The following is a 25555-nucleotide window of genomic DNA, read 5'->3' on the forward strand; positions in this document are numbered from 1 at the left end:
CCTGCGGATGGGCGCGCTCCCAGCCCAAGCCCGGTATCGCGGCGTCGCCGGACGACCCTTCGCCGGACAGGGTTTCCGAGCCCTCGGGTCGGGAATCGGGTGACGCATACCTCACCGCCGAACCATGGGCGGCGGTATCCCCGACATCGCGATTACGGTAAAAGCGAAGGCAATTCAACGAAGATTCGCCGGCGAAGCGAGGAACCACATGACGGAAGTCAAGCTCGATCACCCCGGTGGGCAGCTTTCGATGCCGGTGCACGACGCGGTCGAAGGCCCCGCGGGCATCGGGGTGAGCAAGCTGCTGAAGGAAACCGGGATGACCACCTACGATCCCGGGTTCGTCAACACCGCGTCCTGTTCGTCCGAGATCACCTACATCGACGGCGACGCCGGCATCCTGCGGTACCGCGGCTACCCGATCGAGCAGCTGGCCGAGAAGTCCTCCTTCCTGGAGGTCTCCTACCTGCTCATCTACGGCGAGCTGCCCACCCAGCAGCAGCTGACCGAGTTCAGCGACCGGATCCGGCGGCACTCGCTGCTGCACGAGGAGATGCGTCGGTTCTTCGACGGCTTCCCGCGCGACGCGCACCCGATGGCGGTGCTCTCCTCGGCGGTCAGCGCCATCTCCACCTTCTACCAGGACAGCCTGGACCCGTTCGACTCCGACCACGTGGAGATGTCGACGATCCGGCTGATGGCGAAGGTCCCCACCATCGCCTCGTACGCCTACAAGAAGTCCATCGGGCAGCCGCTGCTGTACCCGGACAACTCGCTGGGGTACGTGGACAACTTCCTGCGGATGACCTTCGGCGTCCCGGCGGAGCCGTACGAGGTCGACCCGGTGATGTCGAAGGTGCTGGACATGCTCTTCGTCCTGCACGCCGACCACGAGCAGAACTGCTCGACCTCCACGGTGCGGCTGGTCGGCTCCAGCAACGCCAACCTCTTCGCCTCGGTCTCGGCCGGCGTGAACGCCCTCTTCGGTCCGCTGCACGGCGGCGCCAACCAGGCCGTGCTGGAGATGCTGGAGAAGATCAAGGCCGACGGCGGTGACGTCCGCTCCTTCGTCCGCAAGGTGAAGGACAAGCAGGACGGCGTGAAGCTGATGGGCTTCGGCCACCGGGTCTACAAGAACTACGACCCGCGCGCCGCCATCGTGAAGAAGGCCGCCCAGGACGTGCTCGGCCGGATGGCCAAGCCGGACCCGATGCTGGACATCGCGATGCAGCTGGAGGAGATCGCCCTCGCCGACGACTTCTTCGTCTCCCGCCGGCTCTACCCGAACGTGGACTTCTACACCGGCCTGATCTACAAGGCCATGGGCTTCCCGACCAAGATGTTCACGGTGCTCTTCGCGCTGGGTCGGCTCCCCGGCTGGATCGCCCAGTGGCGCGAGATGATCAACGACCCGGAGACCAAGATCGGCCGGCCGCGGCAGATCTACACCGGCGCCGCCGAGCGGGACTACCTCCCCGCCGACCAGCGCTGACCTCCCGGTCACCCCGCACGACGAAGGCCGCCGGCCCCCAGGAGGGGTCGGCGGCCTTTCCGCATCCCAGGCCCTTGCCGATCACGCAGTGGTGGTCCCGACGTGTCGGACGCGAAGGGACGAACCGCAGCTTCAAGGGGTGGTGAGCGGAGGGAGTCAGCGGAGGCCGACGGCGGCCAGGAGGTTGCCGGAGGGCAGGGCGGGAAGGGCCCGGCCCCGGGTCATCCGCTCCTCGGCTCGGGCGGCGGTGAAGGTGGCGTCACCGGCGATGGCGGCGGCGTACGCGGCGGCGGTGCGGGAGGCGATCGCCGCCCAGCCGTACCGCTCGTGGACCATGGTGCGGGCCCGGCGGGCGAGTGCCCGGGCGCGGTCCCGGTCCGACAGCAGGGCGTGCACCGCCTCGGTGAGGCCGTCCGGGTCCTGCGGGGCGAAGGTCATCCCGGTGACGCCCGGCTCCACGATCTCGGCGAGTCCGCCGGTGCGGGCCACGGCGAGCGGCGCGCCGGCCGCGGCGCCCTCCAGCGCCACCATGCCGAACGGCTCGTAGATGCTGGGCACCGCGAAGCAGTCGGAGGCGGCCATGACCGCCGGCAGGTCGGTGCCGCCGAGGAAGCCGGGCATGCTCACCGAGCCGCCCAGTCCGAGCCGGTGCACCTCGGCCTCCAGCGCCGACCGGTACGGCCCGTCGCCGACGATCACCGCGCGCAGCCCGGGGTGCCGCTCGCGCAGTCGGGGCAGGCCGGCGAGCAGGTGCTGCACGCCCTTCTCGTAGACCAGCCGGCCGGCGAACGTGACCAGCGGGCCGTCCCCGGCGAACCGGGCGCGGGCCGAGGCCACCACCGCGGCGGGCACCTTCCAGCGGTGCGGCTCGACGCCGTTGGGCACCACGTCGACCCGCGCGGCGGGCACCCCGAACAGCGCGCCCACCTCGTCGCGCATGTAGCCGGAGCAGACGATGACCCGGCCGGACTCGCCGGCGAGCCACTGCTCGACGCCGTGGATGGTCCGGTTCATCTCCTCGGGCAGCCAGCCCTGGTGGCGGCCGGCCTCGGTGGCGTGGATGGTGCTGACCAGCGGCACGTCCAGGTGCTCGCGCAGGGTCATCGCGGTGTGCGCGACCAGCCAGTCGTGGGCGTGGATGACGTCGTACGAGCCGGACTCGGCGGCGCGCAGGGCGGCCCGGGTCAGGGTGTGGTTGAAGGCCATCGTCCAGGCCAGCAACGAGTCGGTGGCCAGCGGGAAGGCGACCGGGTCCTCGGCGGCGCGGACGACGCGCACCCCGTCGGCGTACTCCTCCAGCGGGGCGCCCTCGGTGTGCCGGGTGACCACGGTGACCTCGTGGCCGGCGGCGGCGAGGGCGACGGACAGCGCGTGCACGTGCCGGCCGAGTCCGCCGACGAGCACCGGCGGGTACTCCCAGGAGAGCATCAGGATGCGGCGGGTCTGCGGGGGCACCCCGGCGCCGCCGCCCTGCTGCGGGACGTGGGGTCGGGAGGTGGGGGTGGGCCGGCAGTTCCGGTCCACGGCGCTCGGGATCTGCTCGCCGACCCGCAGGGTGGTCACATCTATCTCCGTCCATGCACGATGGGTCGCGCCGGCAGCGGTGGCGGCGAAAAGGTGGTGGTAGGGGCCGAGTGGCCGAGTGGACGCGCCCGCGCGGGTGCGTCCGCATCAAGGAAAGGGCATCGCGCGGCCCGGCGCATCTCGAAAACGCCTATCGTGACGGAGGACACCCAAAGGTTCACCCAAACTCAGTTGGGTGGATATCGGGTGTGGCCCGAACGGGTGGATTGGCCGCTGCGGGGACGGGGCATTAGCGGCGTGCGCATCGGCGGTCCGCCCGTCCGGTGCGCTCACGATCATGGGCCGAAGGAGCGACATGCAGGTCTGGCCGGGCGAGCGCTACCCCCTCGGCGCCACCTACGACGGGATGGGCACCAACTTCGCGATCTTCTCCGAGGTGGCCGAGAAGATCGAGCTCTGCCTCTTCGACGAGTGGGACACCGGCGCCGAGCGGCGCGTCGAGCTGCGCGAGGTGGACGCCTACGTCTGGCACGCCTACCTCCCCGGGATCGAGCCCGGCCAGCGGTACGGCTACCGGGTGCACGGCCCGTTCGACCCGGCCGGCGGGGTGCGCTGCAACCCGCACAAGCTGCTGCTCGACCCGTACGCCAAGGCGATCGACGGGGAGATCACCTGGGATCCGGCGGTCTACGACTACGTGCTGGGCGAGCCGGACCGGATGAGCGAGGCCGACTCGGCGCCGTTCATGCCCAAGTCGGTGGTGGTGAACCCGTACTTCGACTGGGGCAACGACCGGCCGCCGCGCACCCCCTACCACCACTCGGTGATCTACGAGGCGCACGTGCGCGGGTTGACCATGCGGCACCCGGACATCCCGGAGGAGCTGCGCGGCACCTACGCGGCCATCGCCTCCCCGGTGATGATCGACTACTTCAAGCGGCTGGGGATCACCGCGGTCGAGCTGATGCCGGTGCACGAGTTCGTGCACGACCACCGCCTGACCGACCTGGGGCTGCGCAACTACTGGGGCTACAACACCATCGGCTTCTTCGCCCCGCACCACGGCTACTCCGCGCTGGGCCGGCTCGGCCAGCAGGTGCAGGAGTTCCGCGGCATGGTCAAGGCGCTGCACGCCGCCGGCATCGAGGTCATCCTGGACGTGGTCTACAACCACACCGCCGAGGGCAACCACCTCGGGCCCTCGCTGAGCTTCAAGGGCGTCGACACCGCCAGCTACTACCGGCTCAGCGAGGACGACCGGCGCTACTTCGTCGACTACACCGGCACCGGCAACAGCCTCAACGTGCGCAGCCCGCACTCCCTGCAACTGATCATGGATTCGCTGCGGTACTGGGTCACCGAGATGCACGTCGACGGCTTCCGCTTCGACCTGGCCGCCACCCTGGCCCGGGAGTTCTACGAGGTCGACCGCCTCTCCACCTTCTTCGAGGTGGTCCAGCAGGACCCGGTGGTCAGCCAGGTCAAGCTGATCGCCGAGCCGTGGGACGTCGGCCCGGGCGGCTACCAGGTCGGCAACTTCCCGCCCCAGTGGACCGAGTGGAACGGCAAGTACCGCGACACCGTGCGGGACTTCTGGCGCGGTGAGCCGGCCACCCTGGCCGAGTTCGCCTCCCGGATCTCCGGCTCCGCCGACCTCTACCAGGACGACGGCCGCCGCCCCTTCCACAGCATCAACTTCGTCACCTGCCACGACGGGTTCACCCTCAACGACCTGGTGTCGTACAACGACAAGCACAACGAGGCCAACGGCGAGGAGAACCGGGACGGCGAGAACCACAACCGGTCCTGGAACTGCGGCGTGGAGGGGGAGAGCGACGACCCCGCGGTGCTGGCGCTGCGCGCCCGGCAGCGACGCAACTTCCTGGCCACCCTGGTGCTCTCCCAGGGCGTGCCGATGATCGGCCACGGCGACGAGCTGGGCCGCACCCAGCGGGGCAACAACAACGCCTACTGCCAGGACAACGAGGTGGCCTGGGTCGACTGGGAGCGGGCCGACCCCGAGCTGCTGGCCTTCGTCCAGCGGCTCACCGAGTTCCGCACCAACCACCAGGTGTTCCGGCGGCGGCGGTTCTTCACCGGCCTGCCGGTGGGCGGGCGCAGCGCCGAGGCGGGCCTGCCCGACCTGGCCTGGTACACCCCGGACGGCCGGGAGATGACCGGCGAGGACTGGGGCAACGACTTCGGTCGCTCGGTCGCGCTCTTCGTCAACGGCGACGGCATCCGCGAGCGCGGCCAGTACGGCCAGCGCCACCAGGACAGCTCCTTCCTGCTCTGCTTCAACGCCCACGACGCCCCGTTGGACTTCACCATGCCGGGCGAGGAGTTCGGGCAGCGTTGGGAGCTGGTCATCAGCACCGCGGAACCGGAACCGGAGAAGACCACCGTGGTCGAGGCGGGCAACGCCATCTGCGTGCCCGACCGCTCCCTGGTGGTCCTGGAGAGGACGGTCTGACCATGCCCGACACCCCTCGCCCCGACCCGCCGACGGCACCGACGACGCGGGTGGGCTCGACCTACCGCGTGCAGGTCCGCCCCGGCTTCGACCTCGACGCCACCGCCGACCTCGCCGGCTGGCTCGCCGACCTCGGCGTCACCCACCTCTACAGCGCGCCCCTGCTCACCGCCGCCCCCGGCTCCGCGCACGGCTACGACGTGGTCGACCACCGCGCGGTCAACCCGGAGCTGGGCGGCGAGGCGGGCCGGCAGCGGCTGGTCCGGGCGCTGCGCGCGGCCGGGCTCGGCCTGGTCGTGGACATCGTGCCCAACCACGCCGGGGTGGCCCAGCCGGCGGCGAACCCGGCCTGGTGGGACGTGCTGCGCCGGGGCCGCTCCTCGGCGTACGCCGACTGGTTCGACATCGACTGGGACCGCGGCCGGCTGCTGCTGCCGGTGCTCGCCGACAGCCCGGACGCCCTGGACGACCTGAAGCTGGTCGACGGGGAGCTGCGCTACCACGAGCACCGCTTCCCGATCGCCGACGGCACCGGCGACGGCGGTCCGCGCGAGGTGCACGACCGGCAGCACTACGAGCTGATCTCCTGGCGGCGCGGGGACAGCGAACTGACGTACCGCCGGTTCTTTGCCGTCTCCGACCTGGCCGGACTGCGGGTGGAGGACCCGGCGGTCTTCGACGCCACCCACGCGGAGGTCCTGCGATGGGTGGCGGCCGGCGAGGTCGACGGCATCCGGGTCGACCACCCCGACGGCCTGCGCGACCCGGCCGGCTACCTGGCCCGGTTGCGCGCCGCCGCTCCAGACGCCTGGCTGGTGGTGGAGAAGATCCTGGAGTACGGGGAGGAGCTGCCGGACTGGCCGGTCGACGGCACCACCGGCTACGAGGCCCTCGCCACGGTCTGCGGGCTCTTCGTCGACGGCCGCGCCGAGGGCGACTTCACCGCCCTGGACGCCCGACTGGTCGGGCGGCACACCTCGTGGGAGGACCTCACCCACGACACCAAGCTCGAAGCCGCCACCCGGCTGCTCGCCGCCGAGCTGACCCGGCTCGCCGCGCTCGTGCCGGAGCTGGACCAGCGAGCCACCCGGGAGGCGCTGGCCGAGCTGGCCGCCTGCTTCCCGGTCTACCGGGGCTACCCGCCGCACGGCGCCCGGCACCTCGCCGCCGCCCGCTCCGAGGCGGGCCGGCGCCGCCCCGACCTGACGGCCACCCTCGACGCGGTCACCGCCCGGCTGCGCGACCCGGAACACGAGCTGGCCCGGCGCTTCCCGCAGCTCTCCGGCGCGGTGATGGCCAAGGGGGTGGAGGACACCGCCTACTACCGGTGGAGCCGCTTCATCGGGTTGAACGAGGTCGGCGGCTCGCCCGCCCACTTCGGGGTGCCGCCGGCGGAGTTCCACCGCGCCGCCGCCGCCCGGCAGGTCCGCTGGCCGGCCGGCATGACCACCCTCTCCACCCACGACACCAAGCGCGGAGAGGACGTCCGCGCCCGGCTGGCCGTGCTCTCCGAGCTGCCCGACCGGTGGGCCGAGCGGGTGACGGACTGGATGGCCCGGGCACCGCTGGCCGACCCCGCCTTCGCCCACCTGCTATGGCAGACCGCCGTCGGCGCCTGGCCGATCGAGCGGGACCGGCTGCACGCGTACGTGGAGAAGGCGTCCCGGGAGGCGTCCGTCTCCACCAGCTGGGCCGACCCCGACCGGGGTTTCGAACGCGAGCTGCACGCCCTGGTCGACCGGATGTACGACGACTCCGACCTGCACGCCGAGATCACCGGGTTCGCCGAGGAGATCACCCCGGCCGGCTGGTCCAACTCGCTCGGGCAGAAGCTGGTCCAGCTCGCCATGCCCGGCGTGCCGGACACCTACCAGGGCACCGAGCTGTGGGAGAACAGCCTGGTCGACCCGGACAACCGCCGCCCGGTCGACTTCGCCGTACGCCGGGAACTGCTGGCCCGCCTCGACGGCGGCCACCGGCCGGCGGTCGCCGCCGACGGCGCGGCGAAGCTGCTGGTCGTCTCCCGGACGCTGCGGCTGCGCCGGGACCACCCGGAGCTTTTCACCACCTACCGGCCGGTGCCGGCGCACGGGCCCGCCGGGGCGCACGCGGTCGCCTTCGACCGGGGCGGCGCCGTCGCGGTGGCCACCCGGCTCCCGCTGCGGCTGGCCCGCGACGGAGGCTGGCGGCGGACGACTCTCTCGATTTCCGGCAACAGTGTTACGGACGTGTTCACCGGTCGGGTCTACAGTGGGTCTGAGCTGCTCCTTGATGATCTGTTGAGCACCTATCCCGTCGCCCTGCTGGCTCCCACCGACTCCGTGGAGGCTGCCGCATGACCGAGTTCACGGTGTGGGCGCCCGACGTCGCCCGGGTACGGCTGCGCCTGTCCGGCGCCGCCGACCACGAGATGCGGGCCGCCCCGGACGGCTGGTGGCGGGTCGAGGTCCCCGCCGCCGGCCCGGGCACCGACTACGCCTTCCTGCTCGACGACGACGACCGGGCGCTGCCCGACCCGCGGTCGGCCTGGCAACCTGCCGGGGTGCACGGCCCCAGCCGGGTCTACGACCACAGCGCCTACCGCTGGACCGACCAGGACTGGACCGGCCGGCAGCTGCCCGGCGGCGTCCTGTACGAGCTGCACATCGGCACGTTCACCCCGGAGGGCACCTTCGACGCGGCGATCGACCGCCTCGACCACCTGGTCGCCCTCGGTGTCGACTTCATCGAGCTGTTGCCGGTCAACGCCTTCAACGGCGAGTACAACTGGGGCTACGACGGCGTCTGCTGGTACGCCCCGCACCAGCCGTACGGGGGACCGGACGGCCTGAAACGCCTGGTGGACGCCGCCCACGCCAAGGGCCTGGGGGTGATCCTCGACGTCGTCTACAACCATTTCGGGCCCTCCGGGGCCTACGCGCCGATGTTCGCGCCGTATCTCAACGAGCAGAGCAACACCTGGGGCCGGACGGTCAACCTGGACGGCCCGCACTCCGACGGGGTGCGCCGCTACATCATCGACAGCGTGCTGATGTGGCTGCGCGACTACCACGTCGACGGGCTGCGGCTGGACGCCGTGCACGCGATGCCCGATTCCCGGGCCACCCACCTGCTGGAGCAGGTCGCGGAGGAGGTTGAGGCGCTCGCCACCCACCTCGGCCGGCCGCTGTCGCTGATCGCCGAGTCCGACCTCAACGACCCCAGGCTGATCACCCCCAGGGAGGCTGGCGGCTACGGGCTGCACGCCCAGTGGAACGACGACGCCCACCACGCGCTGCACACCCTGCTCACCGGGGAACGGCAGGGCTACTACGGCGACTTCGGTTCCCTCGAATGCCTGACCGACGTGCTGACCGGCGCGTTCTTCCACACCGGCACCTGGTCCAGCTTCCGTAACCGCAGCCACGGCCGGCCGGTGGACCGGCAGCGCACCTCGGGGCACCGGTTCGTGGCGTACCTGCAGAACCACGACCAGATCGGCAACCGGGCCACCGGGGACCGGATCTCCGCGTCGTTGTCGCCTTCGCTGCTCCGGGTGGGGGCGACGTTGCTGATGACCGCGCCGTTCACGCCGATGCTGTTCATGGGGGAGGAGTGGGCGGCCAGCACGCCGTGGCAGTTCTTCACCAGCCACCCCGAGCCCGAGCTGGCCACCGCCGTGGCCACCGGCCGCAAGCGGGAGTTCGCCGCCCACGGCTGGCCGGAGGGGGACGTCCCCGACCCGCAGGACCCGCAGACCTTCCTGCGCTCCCGGCTGGACTGGGCGGAGCTGGACAAACCCGAACACCGCGAGATGTACGAGTTCCACCGGCGGCTGATCGCGCTGCGAAAGTCGCGTCCTGACCTGTCGGACCCGCGGCTGCACGCGGTGAACGTGCAGCACGGGGACCAGTTCCTGGTGATGCGGCGGGGGGAGACCCTTGTGGTGGCGAACCTGGCCGGCAAGGGGCAGACGATCACGTTGCCGGGGGTGGTGCGCACCGTGCTGCTGGCCACCGGGCAGGGGGTCACGGTGATGCGGGACCGGGTGGAGCTCCCAGCGGAGACGGCGGCGGTCGTGGCGCTCTGAGTGTCGCGGTCGGTCTCTGCGAGCTATGGCCTGCGCATCCGGTATCAAGATCTAGGCCTGTCCCGCGTTCAAACTCTGCACTAGTTGAGCGAGCCGAACATCCCTACCGAGGCAGTGGGCTGTGCGTGGTAGCAGCGGACCCGCTGGCGAGGTAAATCGGGGTTCGTTGAGCGCGAGCGTGGATGGCCGAGTGGACGCGGGGAGCCACGTTGCCGGGAAGGCGTTCCTCGGCCTCCTTCGCCGAGAAGAAGGCGGCACTGTCCAGCTCCTGCTGAGTCAGGTTGAGGCCATCAAGGTCAACCATAGTCCCGCAGTCGAACGTGAAGCTGATGATTGCGCGAGGCCGCTGCCCGGAAGGCGGCGCCCAGTCCACGATGAGCAGGTCGCCCACCGTCACATAGACCCCCAGCTCCTCCCGGATCTCGCGGGCGCAGGCCTCATGCGGGTACTCGCCCTCGTCCACGTAGCCGCCGGGGAACGCCCAGTGGTCGCGGTATGTGGGCTTCACGAGCAGCACATTGCCGGCTGGGTCGGTGATGAAGGCCGCTGCGGCGGCGTAGAAGGATGACAGGTTGGCGTACCAGATGGCGGGCTCCGTCCAGGTCACCCAGGTGACGCTATCGGATGGGCCTCGATGCACCCTCGCGCTACGTGGCTGCTGGCACGGTCGAGAGGGCATACAGGACTTCGCTGACCTGCGGTAATGCCTGCTGTGGGCTGAGCATGGCGGTGAGTTCGCGGACGCGCTGTTCAACACGCGCAGAGTGAACGCCTACGGCGTGCCGCGCGAGCTTCCGGCCCCAGTCACAAGCGGCGTCGGTGTCCCCGGCGCGGGCATGGATCGTGGCGATCAGGGCGGTGTGAAGCGCACGCGTGCGGGCGTTTTGGCTGCTCAAAGTGATCGCGTCAGGAGCGTGGCGTAGGGCCTGCGTGTAGAGGTGCAGGTCGCCTAGGCACCTGAGTGCAGCCCCGGCGAGGTGGGCGGGACCGAAGTAGTTGACCCAGCGAGGGCCGACGCTCAAACCGGTCCGGTCGAGAGCCCGCTCAGCCTTGGCGAGTGCCACCTGGCAGGCACGTCGTTCGCCCGACTGTCCGTACGCGGTGGCGGCGGTGGTGTACAGCCGAGCGAGGACAGCGGCGGGTGCGCGGCCGGCGCCGTCGATGGCGGCCTCGGCAAGCCGGGCGGCATCCCGAGCGTGCCCCAGGTGCACAGCCTGCGCGGCGAGGTTGGCCAGCAGGTGGGCGCCGTGCAGGCGGTCGTCGGCGGCCTTGGCGAGCCGTAGGGCGACGGTCGTGTGGTGTTGGGCGGTGGCATGGTCACCTGCGTCGTAGGACATAAAGGCGAGCTGACCGGAGAGTGTCGCGGCTGCGCGCAAGAGGTCGCGCCCGACGACGTCGGTGTAGTTGCCGCGCAGCATGAGGGCGACCTGACGCACGAGGAAGTCGGCCATGAGCGCCCGGGTGTGTGGCGAACCACCGCCGTGACGTCGGTCGAGATCGGTGAAGTGGTCCGCGAGCGCGTACAGCGATTGGATGTCGCCGGTGGTGACAGGTTGCCGGCCGTTTCGGCTGACCGTCTTGTCGGGCAGGTCGTACCGCCAGCCGAGCGCCGCCTGTAGAGCCTTGCCGCTGTCGAACGTCCCGCTGACCGGTGGCCTGATGTGCTTGGCCAGCGTCGTCCAAAGTCGCTCGGCGGCGTCGATCGCCTGGCCAGCGGAGGCCGGGTAAATGCTTGTTCCGGTGCCCTCGCCTGCGCCGAATCCCAGCTCCAAGACGGCGACTGAGCGACCGAGCTTGCGGGCGAGTGTCTCGGCCATGGTGGCTTGGACATGCTCGGCGGGTCGGCGACCGCGCAGCCACCAGTAGACGCTGGCCGCGTCGTATCGCCAGGTGCCGTAGTTGCGGCCGGCGTGATTGAGCTGCCGGGCAAAGGCAGCGTGGGCGTTGCCGTAGCCGGCGGCGTGCAGCAGTGCTTCGAATGCCGCGTTCGTGACCGGCCGCGCCATGGTTATGCCTCCAGGCATCGATCGACTACCAACAGTCACGAGCCTATGGGTTCCGGGGGCGCTATGGGGACCCGCGCAACCCTGCGCAACCCGGGTCTGCGGCAGCGCAATCGGGCGCATCGCTCGCCATCTGGTCCGTCGATGGGCGGCCGGCTTCGCTGGTCTCAGGAGTCCTTGAGGCGGGGAAGACCGCACGGTTGACGGAGGTGAGGGTGCAAGGCGAGAAGTCGGAGAGCCGTGGCGAGCAGGTCGAGGCAGCCGAGCGGGAGGCGGCCAAACAGCGGCTGCTCGCGCAGGCCGAGGCGGAGCGCGTACCGGTGGAGGACACGACCCGCGCGGTCCCGGACCGGCGGTGGCGGCGTGACCGCTGACGAACCGATCGGGCGCACGCTGGCCCGCTGGCGGGTCCGGCGGCGGATGACCCAACAGGTACTCGCCGCCCGGCTCGGCAAGTCGAAGAGCTGGGTGGACAAGGTCGAGCGGGGCGTCCGCACGCTGGACCGGTACTCGGTCATCCAGGAGATCGCCGAGGTACTGCGGGTCGATCCGGCGGTGCTGCTCGGTCAGCGTGGCCCGTCACCGTCCCCGGCCGCCGGCACGCTGGACGGGGTGGACGAGATCCGCGCCGCCCTCGCCCGCTACGACACCCCGCAAGCCCCAGCTCAGGGGGCGGAGGCGCTGCGCCGGCACGTCGGGCACGCCTGGCTGACCTTCCAGCACGCGCACTACGCGCAGGTGGTGCGGGTGCTGCCCGGCCTGCTCGACGCCGTCCGGGCCACGGAGGCACCGGAGCTGCTGGTGCAGGCGTACCGGATCACCTCGTCGGTGCTCGTGAAGCTCGGCGAGGCCGACCTCGGATGGCTGGCCGCCGACCGGGCGATGGCCGTGGCGGGCGACGATCCGGTGCTGGCCGCGACGGCGGCCGTGTCGGTCGGGCAGGCGCTGCGCGCGTCGGGCCGGGACCGGCTGGCCCTCGCCGCGACGCTCGCCGCCGCGAGCCGGCTTGCGCCCACGGGGACGCCGGGGGAGTGGGCCGTCCGCGGGACGCTGCTGCTCCAGGCCGCCCTGGCCGCCGCCGGCTGCGGCGACACCGGCCGCGCCGAGGAGCTGACCGACCGGGCCGCCCGGATCGCCGCGCAGATCAGGGGGTACGACGACACGCACCGGACCGGTTTCGGGCCGGTCGCCGTGGACCTGGCTCGGGTGGTGGTGGCGGTCGAGTCAGGTGAGGCCGGCGAGGCGGTGCAGCGGCACGCGGCGGTGATTCGGCGGGAGGCGTGGCGACGGCTGTCGGCCGAGTATCGGGGCGCGTACCTGGTGGATGCCGCGCGGGCGTACCTCATGGTTGGTGACCTGCGCGGCGCCGCGCGGGCCCTGGTCGACGCGGACAGCATCGCGCCGGCGGAGGTCCGGTGCCGGCCGGCCGCCCGTACCGTGATCGCCGAGGTGGCCCGGGGGCATCCGGCGCCGGCCGGCGTGGCGCGACTGGCGACGCTGGTCGGCCTCACCCGCTGACCGGCCGGCCTTCACCCGGACGCGCGACCAACCCCGGCGTCGGCTCACCTTCTCGGGCATTCAACAGCGGCCGACAGCTGGCTGGCCCTCACATTGTCGCCAGAATTTGTCGGCCGTTGGCGAGCCGGGCGCTCTTGGCCTGCTCGTAGCGTTCGATGTCGGCGGAGCGGCTCGCGATGGTGCGTCGCTGGTGCTCCACCATCGCCGCCTGCCAGATCGTCACGAGACCCGTGCTGTCCTTGCACGCGACGTCGGCCACCGCGGTCCGGCGCTCCACGCCGCTGGGACGGTCGGTGCTCCACCGGGGATCGTCGTTGGCCTGCCAGGGGTCGGCGTAGGCGAACCCCTTGCCGGCCATGCACGTCGACCAGGCCCGGAACCCGGCCTGAACGCGCGGGTCCCGCTCTGCCTGATGGCCGGCCTGCAGGGCCATGTCGTACAGGAGCGTCTCGCCGATCGGTGGCGCGCCCTCGGCCAGGCGCCGGTTCGCCTCGCCGAGGCAGCCGCCCTCAGGGATTCGGCCGCCGGCCGGCTCCGGTCCGCCGGCCTCGAACCGGGTGCCGGTAAGCGCCACCGCCGTCTCTTCCGGAGGCGGTGGACCCTTGTCCTCAGCCGGGTCACCGCCGGGTGCGGCGTGGTAACCGAGGCGCTGCGCCTGGTCGTGCTCCACCAGTCCGTACAACCCGTCCCGCGCGGCAGCCGGGTCGGTGTGGTGCGGTTCCGGCGGCCGGTAGGTGATGCCGAGCCGGCGCATGCAGGCCACGACCAGCTTCGCCTCGGCCCGCTGGAGAAGCAGGTCCTCGTCCCCGGACGGAAACAGCCGGTCCAACGGAAGGCTCATGGTCGACACCGGCGATGGCCCAGCGGGCCGCGGCGCAGGACCGCTCGTGTCGCAGGCGGTCCCGGCGCCGGCAGTCAGGCAGGCCAGCACGAGGGCCGCGAATTGCCTACGCATCGTGGGCATGGAAACCTCGCTCAGGGTGGAGGGGCCCGCGTTGCCTACTACCTCACGGCCGACGCGAGCCCCTCGACGCGGTCCTACGGCCGGCAACGGGTTTGCGGTTGGCCGGCCCAGACGAAGCAGAACGAGCTGAACCGGTCGTTCCAGTTGTTCCCGTTCTGGTCCCGGTCCAGCGTGAGATTCAGGGCCTCGTCCGACTGACCGCTGTTGGCCTTCTGACGCCAGAAGTAGAGGCCCCGGAAGTTCTCGTGCTCGAAGAGGCGGACGGCATTCACCGGATCGTAGTTACGCAGCGAGCTGACGTTGTCCTGCAGCGAGCAGTCCGACGTACAGGCAGCCACGAACGACCATTGCCTGAAGTCCGCAGTGGTCGCGGCGGTGTCGTAGCGACCGCCGCGTAGGTCGTTGTTCTGCCACATGCACAGTTCGCCGCTCTCGCACACGCCGTTGCGCGACGTCGCCGCCTGGGCCGGGCCGGCTACGACCAGGAGCCCGCCGGCCGCCAGCGCCAACGCACCGAAGAACGCCAGGATTTGTCGCTTCATGAGTCTCCTTAGCCTAGGGATCTTTCTGCCGGAGCTGAGTGATGAGGTGTTGGTGACACCGGTGTGGATGAGGTCAGTCAATCCTGGTGCGAAGATTCAGCGAAACTATTCGAACCAGTTCGAATCGACCCGATACCTGTCCCGAACGAAGTCGCTTACGGCACGCACGGCGACGTCCACGATCCGCACACGGCGAGGCCCGTGCGGCAGGGCAGGCGGTGGCGGATCGAACTGCGTGGCGGATCTGCTCGGGTACGGCTGGTGGAGCGCGTTCAGTGGATCTACGATCCGGCGGTGTCCGCCAGCGTGGTGCCTCGCGTTGTGCGTTGGTACAGAACGTGGCGGCCGTCCCGGTGCCTGCTGACGAGCCGGGCGCGGTGCAACGCACCGAGATGGTAGGAGACCGTGCTGGCCGCCACGCCGTGCCGGGTCGCCAACTCTGCGGTCGAGCGGGCGACCGCGAGGTCCGTGAGCAGTGCGGCGCGCACGGCGCCGACCACTTCGGTGAGTGCCACCGGACCACGGCGGCGGCGGTTCCCGACCCGGCTGGGCGGGTAGTAGATGGTGGCGGGCAGCGCATCGTCGACCTGGAACATGAGAGTTGGCCAGGTCAGGACGGTGGCCGCGAGCACGAGGTCGTGATCGGTGAGGTCGACCACGCGGTCATGAGGTGTGTCGATGATCAGCGAATCGCCGGTCCAGTCGAGCCGTGGATGGAGCCGGCTGAGTACCTTGCCGATGCCGTTCCCGGCGATGGCCGTGGATCGTGTGCCGATCTCGGTGTCAATGACTGCCTGAAGCGCTGGCCAGTCGTCGTGCAATGTCTCCCGCCAGAAATGTGCGACACCGGCGGCGAGCCGCTGCTGCAGTCGCCCCGCTTCGGCGAGCCTTCGGATACGGTCAGGCACCGGTCGGCCCCGATGTGACTCCGTGGTGGACAACACCTGGGTGTCGACGGCGTCCTGTGCAGCCGATTCGATCTCGGCGAGCTGGGCGTCCATGATCTCCTGCCACGAACCGAGCCGCGGTTTCGGCGTCAGGAGATCGGGGATGTACCCGGTTCCCTCAGGTGACAGCAGATCGGCGACCAACGACACGTCGGGATGTCGCAGAGCCCCTCGTGCGGCCGGGCCCGGATCACCGAACACCGCGTGTCGGCGGGTCTTCGCGGCGAGGGCCAGCCACGCCATGGCCTCCATGGCCGGTGAAGCCGACCATCGGGTTCTGGCCAGCGTCTGCACGCCGAGTCGCAGAGTGATCATTCGACACTTCACCCGGTCCTCAGTGGATTCAAACTCTCTGGAGTCGTTTCATCACAGCATGGCAGCGGCGCGCATGGGTCCTGGTGGACGCGAACAAGTCACGCCGGCCGAGGTCCGGTGCCGGCTGGAGACCCGTACCGTGATCGTCGAGGTCGCCCGGGACACCCGGCGCCGGCCGGTGATCGGTCGGCAGGGCCGGTCCCGGCGAGGCGTTCCCCGCCGAGAGCGGCCCCGCCCCGCGCGTCGTCGGCGCTCGGTCCGGCTACAGGTACGGCCGCGTGATGATCTCGATGGCGTGCCCCGCCGGGTCGAAGAAGTAGAACCCGCGCCCGCCGTGCTCGGTGTTGGTCTCCCCGGGGCGCTTCATCTGCGGGTCGGCCCAGTAGGTGATGCCTCGCTCCTCGATACGCGCCAGGCACCGCGCGAACAGCTCATCGTCGACGAGGAACGCGTAGTGCTGCATCTGGATGTCCACCGGCGGCTCGGCGAACTGGAGCAGCACACCTTCGTCGAGCAGGACGTTGGCGAACGGCCCCCACGATGGTGCCGCCGGCAACTCGAACAGCTCCCGGTAGAACGCGGCCGACGCGCTCCTGTCCTTCGTGGCGATGATCGTGTGGTTGAACGTGACTGCCATGCGTACCGTCTCTCGGTGGATCCGAAGACCCGACCGGAAGCCCGCGGCGTCCACCAGCCGCACCGATGACAAAGCCCCGGAGGCGCCGACGCCCCGGACTCCGCGCGAGACACACGTACGTCGTGTTGATCTCGGCGTGGCGGCTGAAGTAGCCACAACCTCCGGGGGGGTAGGCCCATCTGGGGCGTGACGAGATGCTAACACGGCAGGTGTTCTCATCGATGCCTGACCAAGCTGGTCGGTGTCGGCCCCTGGGACGCGCGGGTCATTCGAAGAACTTGATGCTGAATCCAAGGTCGGGCGGCGGGTGGCCGCCCGACTGCTCATGTCATCGATCAATGTCGAAGCTCTGCGCAGGGCTCGGATGAGAAAAACTGTCAATGGGCCGGTGCCGGCGGGTTGACGGCGGTCGCCACGCCGGACGGGGACCTGGTGTTCAGGTGTGCGGAAAGTGCGCGGAGGAAGTCGGGTGCGTCGAACATCTTGCCGGCGGAGGCGACCCCGCTCGTCCTCGTCCGGCCGGCGAGAATGCGACGGACCGCCTCGACCGCCAGAGGCGCGCTGACGGCGTAGATGTCCTGGCCGCTGGCGACGACGCGCCGTCGCGTGTCGCCGCAGCGCACGACGACGTCGACGGTGAACGTCTGCGCCGACCGACCGAGCGCGTCGACCGCGGTCGGTGCGCCCGCAGCGGCCAGGTCCGTGGCCGCGTCGGTGGTCATGTACGTGCGTACCTCGGGGATGGACAGGTGGCTGGGGACGGTGACGACGTCAGCCATGGTGAACTCGCCGAGGACCCTGCGGCGGCCCACCGGGGCGGGAAAGTCCCAGTCCAGGGTCGGCAGGTCGCCCTCGGCGACGTAGTACTCCAGTCGGCCACCGGTGTAGCGGACCCGGCGACCGTCGCGCCGCTCGCGGGAAACGGTCCCCGACGCGAGGGTCCCGGCCGTGGGGTGCCAGCTGCTCAATCCGTACGCGACGTGCGCCTCGTCGGCCGCCGTCCAGTCGCCCATCGCCGTCGTGACCAGCAGGTCGCCGAGCCCGCCGAAGAACGCCATCGCCGGGACGACCGCGACGCCCGCGGCCTCGGCGCGGTCGGCGAAGTGGGTGAACGTGTCGAGGTTGGCCTCGATTTCGGCGGCCACGTCGACGTACGGGATCCCGGCGCGCAGGGCGGCCTCGATGATCGGGGCTGCGGTGGAGGCGAACGGGCCGGCGCTGTTGACGACCGCGGCGGCGCCCTGCAACGCCTGGTCGAGCGAGGCCGGATCGTCGACCGATGTCACCAGGTGTTCGAGCCCCGGATGCGACGCCGCCAGCGCCCGGAGCTTCTCCGCGTCGCGACCGAGCAGCAGCGGGACGAACCCGCGAGCGCGTAGCTCCGTCACCACGAACCGTCCGGTGTGTCCGTACGCACCGAACACCGCCACACTCTGACCCATCTGCGTACTCCCTCGAAAGATCGACTACGAGGAGCTTCCACCAGCGGCCGGCACCGGACCAGTGTCGGGAACGCCATGCCCCGTACAGTTTCGGACATGGCCACCGTCGCGATCGCCGCCACCGACGGCATGCTGCACTTCGAACTGGCCATGGCGTGCGAGATCTTCGTCCGCGACCCCTCCGGCCTGGCGGACCCGTGGTACGACGTCGCGGTCCACGGACCGGGCCCGGTCCGGATCGGCAGGTTCCGGATGGAGCCGGACGGCGGGTTGGACCGGCTCGCCCACGCCGACACCGTGATCGTCCCTGCCGTCGAGGACATCGACGCGGAGCTGCCGCCCGACCTGCTCGACGCCGTCCGAGCGGCCCACCAGGCGGGCGCTCGGCTGGTCTCGCTGTGCACCGGTGCGTTCGTGCTGGCCGCCGCCGGGGTGCTGGACGGGCTGCGCGCGACCACCCACTGGGCCCACACCGAGGCGCTGGCCGACCGCTATCCCCGGGTGCGGGTCGACGCGGACGTGCTCTACGTCGACAACGGCACCGTGCTCGCCTCCGCCGGCAAGGCCGCCGCGATCGACCTGTGCCTGCACCTGATCCGCCGCGACCACGGCTCGACGGTCGCCAACGCCGTCGCCCGCCGCCTGGTGGTGCCACCGCACCGCGCCGGCGGCCAGGCCCAGTACGTCACCACCCCGGTGCCCGCCCGCGACGACCATCCCCTCGCCGACCTGTTTCCCTGGGTGATGGAACGGCTGGACCGGCCGCTGACCGTCGAGGATCTGGCCCGGCAGGCGAACATGAGCTCGCGCAACCTGGCCCGCCACTTCCGGTCGGCCACCGGCACCACTCCGTTGCAGTGGCTGTCGACGCAGCGGATCCGCCGGGCCCAGGAGCTGCTGGAGAAGACCGACGACAGCGTCGACGTCATCGCCGAGGCGGCGGGCATGGGCACGGCCACGACGTTGCGGCGACACTTCAACCGCACCGTCGGCGTACCTCCGGACGCCTACCGTCGCACCTTCCGCAGCGCCTGGCCCTCGTCGCAACGGTGATCACCATCGATGGCGCGGTTCACCGCGGCACCCGACCATGCGGGTGGCGAACCTTGCCGGCAAGGGGCAGACGATCATCGTCGGGGTGGTGCGGAACGTACTGCTGGCCACCGCGCAGGGAATCACCGTGATGCGGGACCGGGTGGAGCTGCCGGGGGAGACCGCGGCGATCGTGGCGCTCTGAGCGCTCGCTCCCGACGTACGATGCGCGGGTGAGCAGCAGACCCGCCGCGGCGCAGCACCTGCGCGACCTCGCGCGGCTGCGCCGCGTCCGGGACCGGATCGACCGGGAGTACGCGCAGCCGCTGGACGTCGAGGCGCTGGCCCGCGGCGCGAACATGTCGGCCGGGCACCTCAGCCGGGAGTTCCGGCGCGCCTACGGCGAGTCGCCGTACTCCTATCTGATGACGCGGCGCATCGAGCGCGCGATGACGCTGCTGCGGCGGGGCGACCTCGGCGTCACCGAGGTCTGCTTCGCCGTCGGCTGCGCGTCGCTGGGCACCTTCAGCACCCGCTTCACCGAGCTGGTCGGCATGCCGCCCAGCACCTACCGGCGGGAGGCGGCCCGCGCGACGGCGGGGATGCCGGCGTGCGTGGCGAAACAGGTGACCAGACCGGTCAGGAATCGAGAAGCGCCGGCCGTCGGGCCGCACCTAGCCTGACTGGCATGAACCTCACCATTCACACCAGCTTCCTCCCGCACGTCGACCCGGACGCCTCCCTGGCCTTCTACCGCGACGTCCTCGGCTTCGAGGTCCGCAACGACGTCGGACACGGGACGATGCGCTGGATCACCGTCGGCCCCGCCGGCCAGCCCGACACGTCCATCCTCCTGGCGCCGCCGGCCGCCGACCCGGGCGTCACCGAGGACGAGCGCCGCATGATCGCCGAGATGATGGCCAAGGGCACCTACGGCTGGATCCTGCTGGCCACCCCCGACCTCGACGGCACCTTCGAGAAGTTGCAGGCCGGCGACGCCGAGGTCGTCCAGGAGCCGATCGAGCAGCCGTACGGCATCCGCGACTGCGCCTTCCGCGACCCCGCCGGCAACCTGATCCGTATCCAGGAACTGCGCTGAGCCGTCCGGCTCAGGACGGTACGACGGCTCCCTGTTCGAGCCCGCACGACGACGGCGGTGGCAGCCTCCTGGTTGTCACCGTCGCCGACTCCGGTCGCCACCATCGCGACACCTGCGTCGACTCACCTGCACCGTATTCGGCGCGGCTGTCCTTCCCACGGCACGGCGAGGCGCTGGTGCCCGTCGACTCCCACGTCCCACCCTGCAGGCCGCCGAGGCCCGGGTTGCTCGTCTTCGAGGAGAGGTCCCAATGAACTGGAACAAGACGATTCGGCAGACCCACCGCTGGCTGTCCCTCGCCTTCACGCTGACCGTGATCATCTGTTTCGTCGCCCTGAGCGGAGCCCTGCCCGCCTGGGTGTTCTACCTGCCGCTGCTCCCGCTCGCCGTGCTGCTCTTCACCGGCCTGTGCATGTTCTTCCAGCCGTACGTCGCCAGGCGGCGCGGCGGGCGGCGCGTCGCTGCCGAGGCATGACCTGAGGGTGCTGCCGGGATCGCGGCCAGTCGGCGCTTGACGGGCCAGGCCGCCACGACCGATCCGGGGTGGCGGTGGTGACGGAAGCCTTGCCCCAAATCACCGATGCTGGTTCCGAGCCGGGGGAGCGGTGAGCGGGCGTGCTCCGGTTAGCGTGCGGAGGTGACTTTGATGCCCAAATCGTTGGTGTCACTCCGATGCAGCGCATCACCCGTCAGCGCAGGAACGTAAAGATCGTCCCGGTGGCGTTCACGGGCTGCGGCGTGCCTTCGAACAGGTGAACGCCGACAGAGAATCGCACGTCGTCCGGAGCGTGGAACTCCACCTCCGCGAAGCCTGCGTCCCGAAGCCACCCCCGCACGGTTGGCGTCAGGTCCGGTGCCCGTCGTGTCCTGGTCCAGATCACCGTGGCGCCCGCTGCGCACAGCTGGGGCAGGGCAGCAATCGATCGCTTCACGTCGGCGTCGGAAATGTTGCCGAAGACCCCGACCATGAGCACCAGATCGGCCGGAACCGCACCGACGTACGAAGAGAGCTGGCCCGCGTCTGCCTGCTTGATGACGAGATTGGAGAGCCCGGCCTGGTCGGCGGCGGCTTGAGCGGCGGCCACGTTGCCCGCGTCGTACTCGAGCAGGGTGCCGTGTAGCCGACGAGCATCAGCCCTTGAGGCGAGAACACCGATCAGGTCGTGGCCCTGCCCGGCGCACGCGCTCACCACAGTCAGCCCCTCGCCCGAACGGTGATCAAGCCACGAGGCGATGTGCTGCTGCACCAGCCGCAGGCGACGCGACAGCGGGGAAGTCTCATCGGCATAGGGTTCGTGCCACGCCTGCCAGTGAGTCTGGGCGGTCATCTGAATCATCTTCCCAGAGCGCAGCGGAGACGGATGCCCCGTTCGGGGATACAGACAGAGCGCAGGCCGCCGTAGTTGGGCTGGGCGACGCCGGGGAATCGGCGAATGGTGCGGCGGCCGGGGTGGCGGCGACTGCCGGCCGAGTACCGGGCGGCGAAAGCCCTGTAGGGCGACGGCCTCGACCCCTTCGGCCTTGAAGATGAGGACCAGCCCGTCACAGACGATGTGGCCGCGCAGCCGGTCGGCGCCACCCGCCCGGGCGGCGGCCCGCAGGCGGCGCGTTCCTGTAGGGCGGTGAGTTCAGGTGCGTCCACGCCCGCCACGATACGAAGGTTCCTGGTTTCCGGCGGCCTGTCCTTGGTCACCGGGGCCACGGTCAACAACTACGTCTTCCCGGCCGAGAGCACCCCCTGGGCCCGGCAGTGGAGCAAGTTCCATCCCGCCACGCCACCGAGGACGGCCATACCGATACGTGCCCCAGCCGCGGTCCACGCGGCCAGCTGCCTCATCGCGTACATCGCCGGTCCGTTGTCACTGTCGCCGCCGCGCCCCGACCGCGCGGGTACCCCGCCGGCGGTCGGGGCAGGCGTGCGCCCGGATCCGGTGCCGCGGTCGTGCGGGCGCGTCGGCTCTCTTGACCGCCAACGTGCTGCTTTACTAAGGTACTAGGAAAGCAGTAAGGGGCTACCGTGTTCGTCTTCCGGCTCGACACCCACTCCGGCGTGCCGCCGTACCTGCAACTCGTCCAGCAGGTCCGCCAGGCGGTGCTGCTGGGCTTTCTCCAACCCGGCGACCGCCTCCCGCTCATCCGCGAGGTGGTCGAGGACCTGGCGATCAATCCGAACACCGTCGCCAAGGCGTACCGGCAGATGGAGCAGGAGAACCTGGTCACCGGCCGGCCCGGCCAGGGCACGTTCGTCAATGAACAGCAGTCGGCCGCGATGTCGGCATCGACGTACACGTCGCTGCGCCGCGGCCTGGCGACCTGGCTGCGCCGCGCCTACGCGGCCGGCCTCGACGAGCAGGCGGTCAACGCGCTTTTTACTTCCGTCCACCAGCAGACGAGGAATGAGGAAGTGGCGTGACAGCGACCGAGTTCGCGCTGCGCACCGACGGTGTGGGCAAGCGGTACCGGAGGGGCTGGGCGCTGCGCGACTGCACCCTGGCCCTGCCGGCGGGCGGCGTGATCGCCCTGGTCGGGCCGAACGGTGCGGGCAAGACCACGCTGCTGCGCCTGGTCGTCGGGTTGCTGGCACCGAGCACCGGCACGGTGGAGGTCCTCGGCCACGACGTCACCGCCAGCACCCCGCAGGCTCTGTCCCGGGTCGGGTTCCTGGCCCAGGACCACCCGCTGTACAAGCGCTTCACCGTCGCCGAGATGCTCCGCTTCGGCCGGGCCTGCAACCTGCGGTTCGACCAGGGGCTGGCCGAGCGCCGGTTGGCGAAGATGGGCATCCCGCTCGACCGCAGGGCCGGTACGCTCTCCGGCGGGCAGCAGGCCCAGGTCGCGTTGGCTCTGGCCCTGGCGAAGCGGCCGGACCTGCTCGTCCTCGACGAGCCGGTGGCCAGCCTCGACCCGCTGGCCCGGCACGAGTTCCTGCAGGTCCTCATGGGCGCGGTGGCCGAAGGCGGGGTGACCGTCCTGTTCTCGTCCCACGTCGTGCACGAGCTGGAGCGCGTCTGCGACCACCTGGTCGTGCTCAACCACGGCCGGGTCACGCTCGCCGGTGACATCGACACCCTCCTCGCCGAGCACCGGCTGCTCGTCGGCCCGCGCACGGCCACCGACCTCGACCGGGCCGGCGCCGTCGTGGAGGCCGTCCACAGCGACCGGCACACGACCCTGCTGGTACGCGACGGCGCGATCCCGGCCGCGCCTGGGTGGCAGGCCCAGCCGGTCGCGCTGGAGGACCTGGTGCTGGCGTACCTGCGCCGGCCGTCCGAGCCGAGCGCCGCGGTCACGTCGGGGGTGGCGGCATGACGTGGTTGATCTGGCGCCAGCACCGGACCGAGGTCTGCGTCCTGGGTCTGCTTGTCGGCATGTTCGGCATTGCCCTGCTCGTGCTCGGGACGCAGGCCCACGACCTGTTCCCCGGCGGTCCCGCCCGGTGTGCGGGGGAGGCCGGTATCAACGAGGCCTGCGCGGCCTCCTTCCGCCGGCTCGACGAGGAGTACGGGTACGTCGAGAACCTCCTGGCGGGCTTCTATCTGGTCCCCGTCGTCATCGGTGCGTTCCTCGGTGCGCCGCTGCTCGCGCGCGAACTGGAGGACGGCACCTGGCAGCTCGCCTGGACGCAGGCCGTGCCGCGGATGCGCTGGCTGGCGGCCAAGCTCGCGGCACTGGCCGGCGTCACCGTCACGCTCACCGGGATGTTCACCGCGGTGCTCACCTGGTTCCGTCAGCCATTCGACGCGTGGGAAGGGCGGTTCCAGTACGACGCCTTCGACCTGGAGGGACTTGTTCCGGTGGCGTACGCGCTGTTCGCGTTCGGCGTCGCCACCGCCGCCGGGGCGATCCTGCGGCGCAGCCTGCCCGCGTTCGGCGTCGCGTTCGGGGCGTTCCTCGCCGCCCGGATGGCGGTGGCGCTGTTGGCCCGTCCCGCGTACGCCACGCCGCTCACCACCATGGAGCCGGTCCCCGTCGGCGGCTCGAGGGACCAGGCGGGGCACCGGCCCGTGTCCAGCTTCGCTGACTGGATGATCGAACACGGCTACGCAGACGCCACCGGGCGCAGGCTGAGCTGGACCGAGTACTACGAGCTGGAGGGCGCCGCCAACCGGGCCGGCACCAACCTCAACCAGTTCCTGCACGCGCGGGGCATCCAGCAGTTCGGGGTCTACCACCCGGCCGACCGGTTCTGGACGTTCCAGCTCATCGAGGCGGCCCTGTTCGTCGCCGTCGCGGCGGTCCTGATCGGTGTGGTGGTGTGGCGGGTACGGCGCCGTATGATCTAGTGCCCTGACCACAATCGTTCACGGTGTTGGTTGACACGCTGTTCGGCTTGTCGGCCGGGCGGCGTGTCGACGTTCACGCTGTGTGGATGGCAGAGCTGGGATTCCCTCGGGGGTGTGGACACCGGGTTATGCCGCGATCGGTAGCAGCGTAGTGGGTTCGAGGGTTCGTTCGTACTCGGCGGGGCTGCGGTAGCCGAGGGCGGAGTGGCGACGGCGGTGGTTGTAGAAGGCGATCCAGCGGAAGATGTCGCGTCGGGCGTCGGCCTCGCTGTTCCAGCGTCGATGGTCGACGGCGAGTTCGCGTTTGAGGGTGGCGAAGAACGCCTCCGCGAGGGCGTTGTCGAACGATGAGCCGATGCGGCCCCTGGAGCGGCGTACGCCGTGGCGGTGGCAGGCGCCGGCGAAACCGGCGCTGCCGTACTGGGCGCCGCGGTCGCTGAAGCGGGAGGCCGCCCGTACGGGTACGCCTACGTGCAGATTGAGGAACCAGTCGTAGCCGAGGGCCAAACGCTCTCCTCTGACTCTCTCCCTACTACTAGGAACTCGACATCGGAGACGATGAACTCGCCGTACTCAAGTAGCTCACCAAGCGCGATCAGGCGTTCGTACTGGCCCCGTTCCAACGGCCAACGGCGCTGTCCTGCGATACGCAGGCTCCAGCGGAGGGCAAGATCCGGGGAGCAGGCTCGGACGCATCGGTGGAGAGCCTCCGCCACCGCGCGACCTGGGTCCATCGGCTCCGGTAAGGACGCCGTCATGGCGGTTATCTCGGCATCGACTGCGTCGGTCAGATCCGGCGCCAGCTCTGGCTGTGGATCCGGCGCACCGTAGGTGTTGAGCCACCAGTCGCAGGCTTCGCTGATCCTGTCGAGCCAGGCAGACCCGGACGGCCAGGCGCCGTCCGGGCCGAACCGAAAGTTGCCGCCGGTGCCTGCGGCCCACAACGTCTCGATCTCTTCCGTAGTCAGCCTTGACCGCATCAACGAGGCGTCGCTCCGGAGCTCCTCGACCACGCTTGGATCCGTCTCCGGGCCGAGCAGCCGGCCGACGAGTTCTTCGGCCGACCCCTCATAGCCCCAGTCCTGGTGGAACCGGCCGGCGAAGTCGGTCAGACCGAAGTCGAAGCTTGAGATGTGGCGCAATGTGCTCCTCGACCAGGTAGAGGGGTAGGCCACGTAGGTGTTGGTGGCCGCCCGGGTGAGACGCCGATGATTC

25 protein-coding genes and 1 pseudogene are annotated in these 25555 nt (G+C 70.7%); 14 read left to right on the forward strand and 12 right to left on the reverse strand.

What is annotated here, in order from left to right; translation table 11 throughout:
- Positions 1-208 precede the first annotated feature (208 nt).
- Positions 209-1492 carry a citrate synthase gene (locus V6U79_RS04480; RefSeq protein WP_334525938.1) on the forward strand — a complete coding sequence of 428 codons (1284 nt, stop codon included), beginning with the start codon at positions 209-211 and terminating at the stop codon, positions 1490-1492.
- A gap of 156 nt (positions 1493-1648) precedes the next feature.
- On the opposite strand, the gene V6U79_RS04485 is transcribed toward V6U79_RS04480, so the two are convergent.
- Complete coding sequence (locus V6U79_RS04485; protein ID WP_334613583.1) at positions 1649-3055, reverse strand: glycosyltransferase family 4 protein; 1407 nt, start codon at positions 3053-3055, stop codon at positions 1649-1651.
- 316 nt (positions 3056-3371) lie between these two features.
- Here V6U79_RS04485 and glgX point away from each other — a divergent pair, with 316 nt between their 5' ends.
- From glgX to treZ, 3 genes are read left to right on the forward strand one after another with little or no spacing between them, the layout of a single operon-like run.
- A complete protein-coding gene (gene glgX, locus V6U79_RS04490) occupies positions 3372-5489 on the forward strand; it encodes a glycogen debranching protein GlgX (RefSeq protein WP_334525944.1) in 2118 nt (705 codons plus the stop codon).
- A 2-nt stretch (positions 5490-5491) separates the two neighbouring features.
- Positions 5492-7828 (forward strand): malto-oligosyltrehalose synthase, encoded by a 2337-nt coding sequence (gene treY, locus V6U79_RS04495; protein ID WP_334613584.1) that lies wholly within the window; start codon positions 5492-5494, stop codon positions 7826-7828.
- Positions 7825-9558: a malto-oligosyltrehalose trehalohydrolase gene (gene treZ / locus V6U79_RS04500; RefSeq protein ID WP_334613586.1), complete on the forward strand. Its 1734-nt coding sequence runs from the start codon at positions 7825-7827 to the stop codon at positions 9556-9558. The genes treY and treZ overlap by 4 nt, the downstream gene beginning before the upstream one ends.
- A gap of 103 nt (positions 9559-9661) precedes the next feature.
- On the opposite strand, the gene V6U79_RS04505 is transcribed toward treZ, so the two are convergent.
- Both V6U79_RS04505 and V6U79_RS04510 read right to left on the reverse strand, forming a co-directional pair.
- Positions 9662-10165: an NUDIX domain-containing protein gene (locus tag V6U79_RS04505; RefSeq protein WP_334525953.1), complete on the reverse strand. Its 504-nt coding sequence runs from the start codon at positions 10163-10165 to the stop codon at positions 9662-9664.
- A 40-nt stretch (positions 10166-10205) separates the two neighbouring features.
- Positions 10206-11564 carry an NsdA family TPR-like regulatory protein gene (locus V6U79_RS04510; RefSeq protein ID WP_334525956.1) on the reverse strand — a complete coding sequence of 453 codons (1359 nt, stop codon included), beginning with the start codon at positions 11562-11564 and terminating at the stop codon, positions 10206-10208.
- Between the two features lie 206 nt (positions 11565-11770).
- On the opposite strand from V6U79_RS04510, the gene V6U79_RS04515 reads away from it, so the two are divergent.
- Together V6U79_RS04515 and V6U79_RS04520 are read left to right on the forward strand one after the other, a co-directional pair.
- On the forward strand, positions 11771-11935 hold the full coding sequence (locus V6U79_RS04515; protein WP_334525959.1) for a hypothetical protein: 165 nt from the start codon (positions 11771-11773) through the stop codon (positions 11933-11935).
- Positions 11925-13079 (forward strand): helix-turn-helix domain-containing protein, encoded by a 1155-nt coding sequence (locus tag V6U79_RS04520; RefSeq protein ID WP_334525962.1) that lies wholly within the window; start codon positions 11925-11927, stop codon positions 13077-13079. The genes V6U79_RS04515 and V6U79_RS04520 overlap by 11 nt, the downstream gene beginning before the upstream one ends.
- An 88-nt stretch (positions 13080-13167) precedes the next feature.
- Here the strand turns inward: V6U79_RS04520 and V6U79_RS04525 are convergent, their stop codons facing one another.
- From V6U79_RS04525 to V6U79_RS04545, 5 genes are all read right to left on the reverse strand, one after another.
- On the reverse strand, positions 13168-13920 hold the full coding sequence (locus tag V6U79_RS04525; RefSeq protein ID WP_334613587.1) for a hypothetical protein: 753 nt from the start codon (positions 13918-13920) through the stop codon (positions 13168-13170).
- Between the two features lie 197 nt (positions 13921-14117).
- Positions 14118-14585: a peptidase inhibitor family I36 protein gene (locus V6U79_RS04530; RefSeq protein WP_334613588.1), complete on the reverse strand. Its 468-nt coding sequence runs from the start codon at positions 14583-14585 to the stop codon at positions 14118-14120.
- A gap of 281 nt (positions 14586-14866) precedes the next feature.
- Entirely contained in the window at positions 14867-15847 is a 981-nt protein-coding gene (locus V6U79_RS04535; protein ID WP_334525968.1) for an ArsR/SmtB family transcription factor, read from the reverse strand.
- 262 nt (positions 15848-16109) lie between these two features.
- Positions 16110-16484, reverse strand: coding sequence for a VOC family protein (locus V6U79_RS04540; RefSeq protein ID WP_334613589.1), 375 nt, complete (start codon positions 16482-16484; stop codon positions 16110-16112).
- 377 nt (positions 16485-16861) lie between these two features.
- A complete protein-coding gene (locus V6U79_RS04545) occupies positions 16862-17926 on the reverse strand; it encodes a saccharopine dehydrogenase family protein (protein WP_334525974.1) in 1065 nt (354 codons plus the stop codon).
- Between the two features lie 96 nt (positions 17927-18022).
- Between V6U79_RS04545 and V6U79_RS04550 the strand changes: the two genes are divergently transcribed.
- The 5 genes from V6U79_RS04550 (at position 18023) to V6U79_RS04570 (ending at position 20532) form a co-directional block, all read left to right on the forward strand.
- A complete protein-coding gene (locus V6U79_RS04550) occupies positions 18023-18979 on the forward strand; it encodes a helix-turn-helix domain-containing protein (RefSeq protein WP_334525977.1) in 957 nt (318 codons plus the stop codon).
- Positions 18980-19022: 43 nt separating this feature from the next.
- On the forward strand, positions 19023-19163 hold the full coding sequence (locus V6U79_RS04555; protein WP_334525980.1) for a hypothetical protein: 141 nt from the start codon (positions 19023-19025) through the stop codon (positions 19161-19163).
- 28 nt (positions 19164-19191) lie between these two features.
- The gene (locus V6U79_RS04560) at positions 19192-19641 is read left to right on the forward strand and encodes a helix-turn-helix transcriptional regulator (RefSeq protein ID WP_334525983.1); all 450 of its coding nucleotides are present in this window, start codon (positions 19192-19194) and stop codon (positions 19639-19641) included.
- A gap of 5 nt (positions 19642-19646) precedes the next feature.
- Positions 19647-20057 carry a VOC family protein gene (locus tag V6U79_RS04565; RefSeq protein WP_334525986.1) on the forward strand — a complete coding sequence of 137 codons (411 nt, stop codon included), beginning with the start codon at positions 19647-19649 and terminating at the stop codon, positions 20055-20057.
- Between the two features lie 250 nt (positions 20058-20307).
- Positions 20308-20532, forward strand: coding sequence for a hypothetical protein (locus tag V6U79_RS04570; protein ID WP_334525989.1), 225 nt, complete (start codon positions 20308-20310; stop codon positions 20530-20532).
- Between the two features lie 214 nt (positions 20533-20746).
- On the opposite strand, the gene V6U79_RS04575 is transcribed toward V6U79_RS04570, so the two are convergent.
- Positions 20747-21385: an SAM-dependent methyltransferase gene (locus V6U79_RS04575; protein WP_334613838.1), complete on the reverse strand. Its 639-nt coding sequence runs from the start codon at positions 21383-21385 to the stop codon at positions 20747-20749.
- Between the two features lie 159 nt (positions 21386-21544).
- Positions 21545-21708 (reverse strand): annotated as a pseudogene (locus V6U79_RS04580) (ABC transporter ATP-binding protein); the annotation flags it as partial.
- A gap of 366 nt (positions 21709-22074) precedes the next feature.
- On the opposite strand from V6U79_RS04580, the gene V6U79_RS04585 reads away from it, so the two are divergent.
- Genes V6U79_RS04585 through V6U79_RS04595 form a run of 3 tightly spaced genes read left to right on the forward strand, consistent with a single transcriptional unit; the run spans position 22075 to position 24340 of the window.
- Positions 22075-22470: a GntR family transcriptional regulator gene (locus V6U79_RS04585; RefSeq protein ID WP_334613590.1), complete on the forward strand. Its 396-nt coding sequence runs from the start codon at positions 22075-22077 to the stop codon at positions 22468-22470.
- Complete coding sequence (locus V6U79_RS04590; RefSeq protein ID WP_334613592.1) at positions 22467-23366, forward strand: ABC transporter ATP-binding protein; 900 nt, start codon at positions 22467-22469, stop codon at positions 23364-23366. Before V6U79_RS04585 ends, V6U79_RS04590 begins: the two co-directional genes overlap by 4 nt.
- Complete coding sequence (locus V6U79_RS04595) at positions 23363-24340, forward strand: ABC-2 membrane transporter-related protein (protein ID WP_334613594.1); 978 nt, start codon at positions 23363-23365, stop codon at positions 24338-24340. Before V6U79_RS04590 ends, V6U79_RS04595 begins: the two co-directional genes overlap by 4 nt.
- 126 nt (positions 24341-24466) lie before the next feature.
- On the opposite strand, the gene V6U79_RS04600 is transcribed toward V6U79_RS04595, so the two are convergent.
- Together V6U79_RS04600 and V6U79_RS04605 are read right to left on the reverse strand one after the other, a co-directional pair.
- The gene (locus V6U79_RS04600) at positions 24467-24847 is read right to left on the reverse strand and encodes an integrase core domain-containing protein (RefSeq protein ID WP_334526002.1); all 381 of its coding nucleotides are present in this window, start codon (positions 24845-24847) and stop codon (positions 24467-24469) included.
- Complete coding sequence (locus tag V6U79_RS04605) at positions 24808-25482, reverse strand: hypothetical protein (RefSeq protein ID WP_334526005.1); 675 nt, start codon at positions 25480-25482, stop codon at positions 24808-24810. Before V6U79_RS04605 ends, V6U79_RS04600 begins: the two co-directional genes overlap by 40 nt.
- Between the last annotated feature and the right edge of the window lie 73 nt (positions 25483-25555).

The organism is Micromonospora psammae (assembly GCF_036902725.1).
GTDB lineage: Bacteria > Actinomycetota > Actinomycetes > Mycobacteriales > Micromonosporaceae > Micromonospora.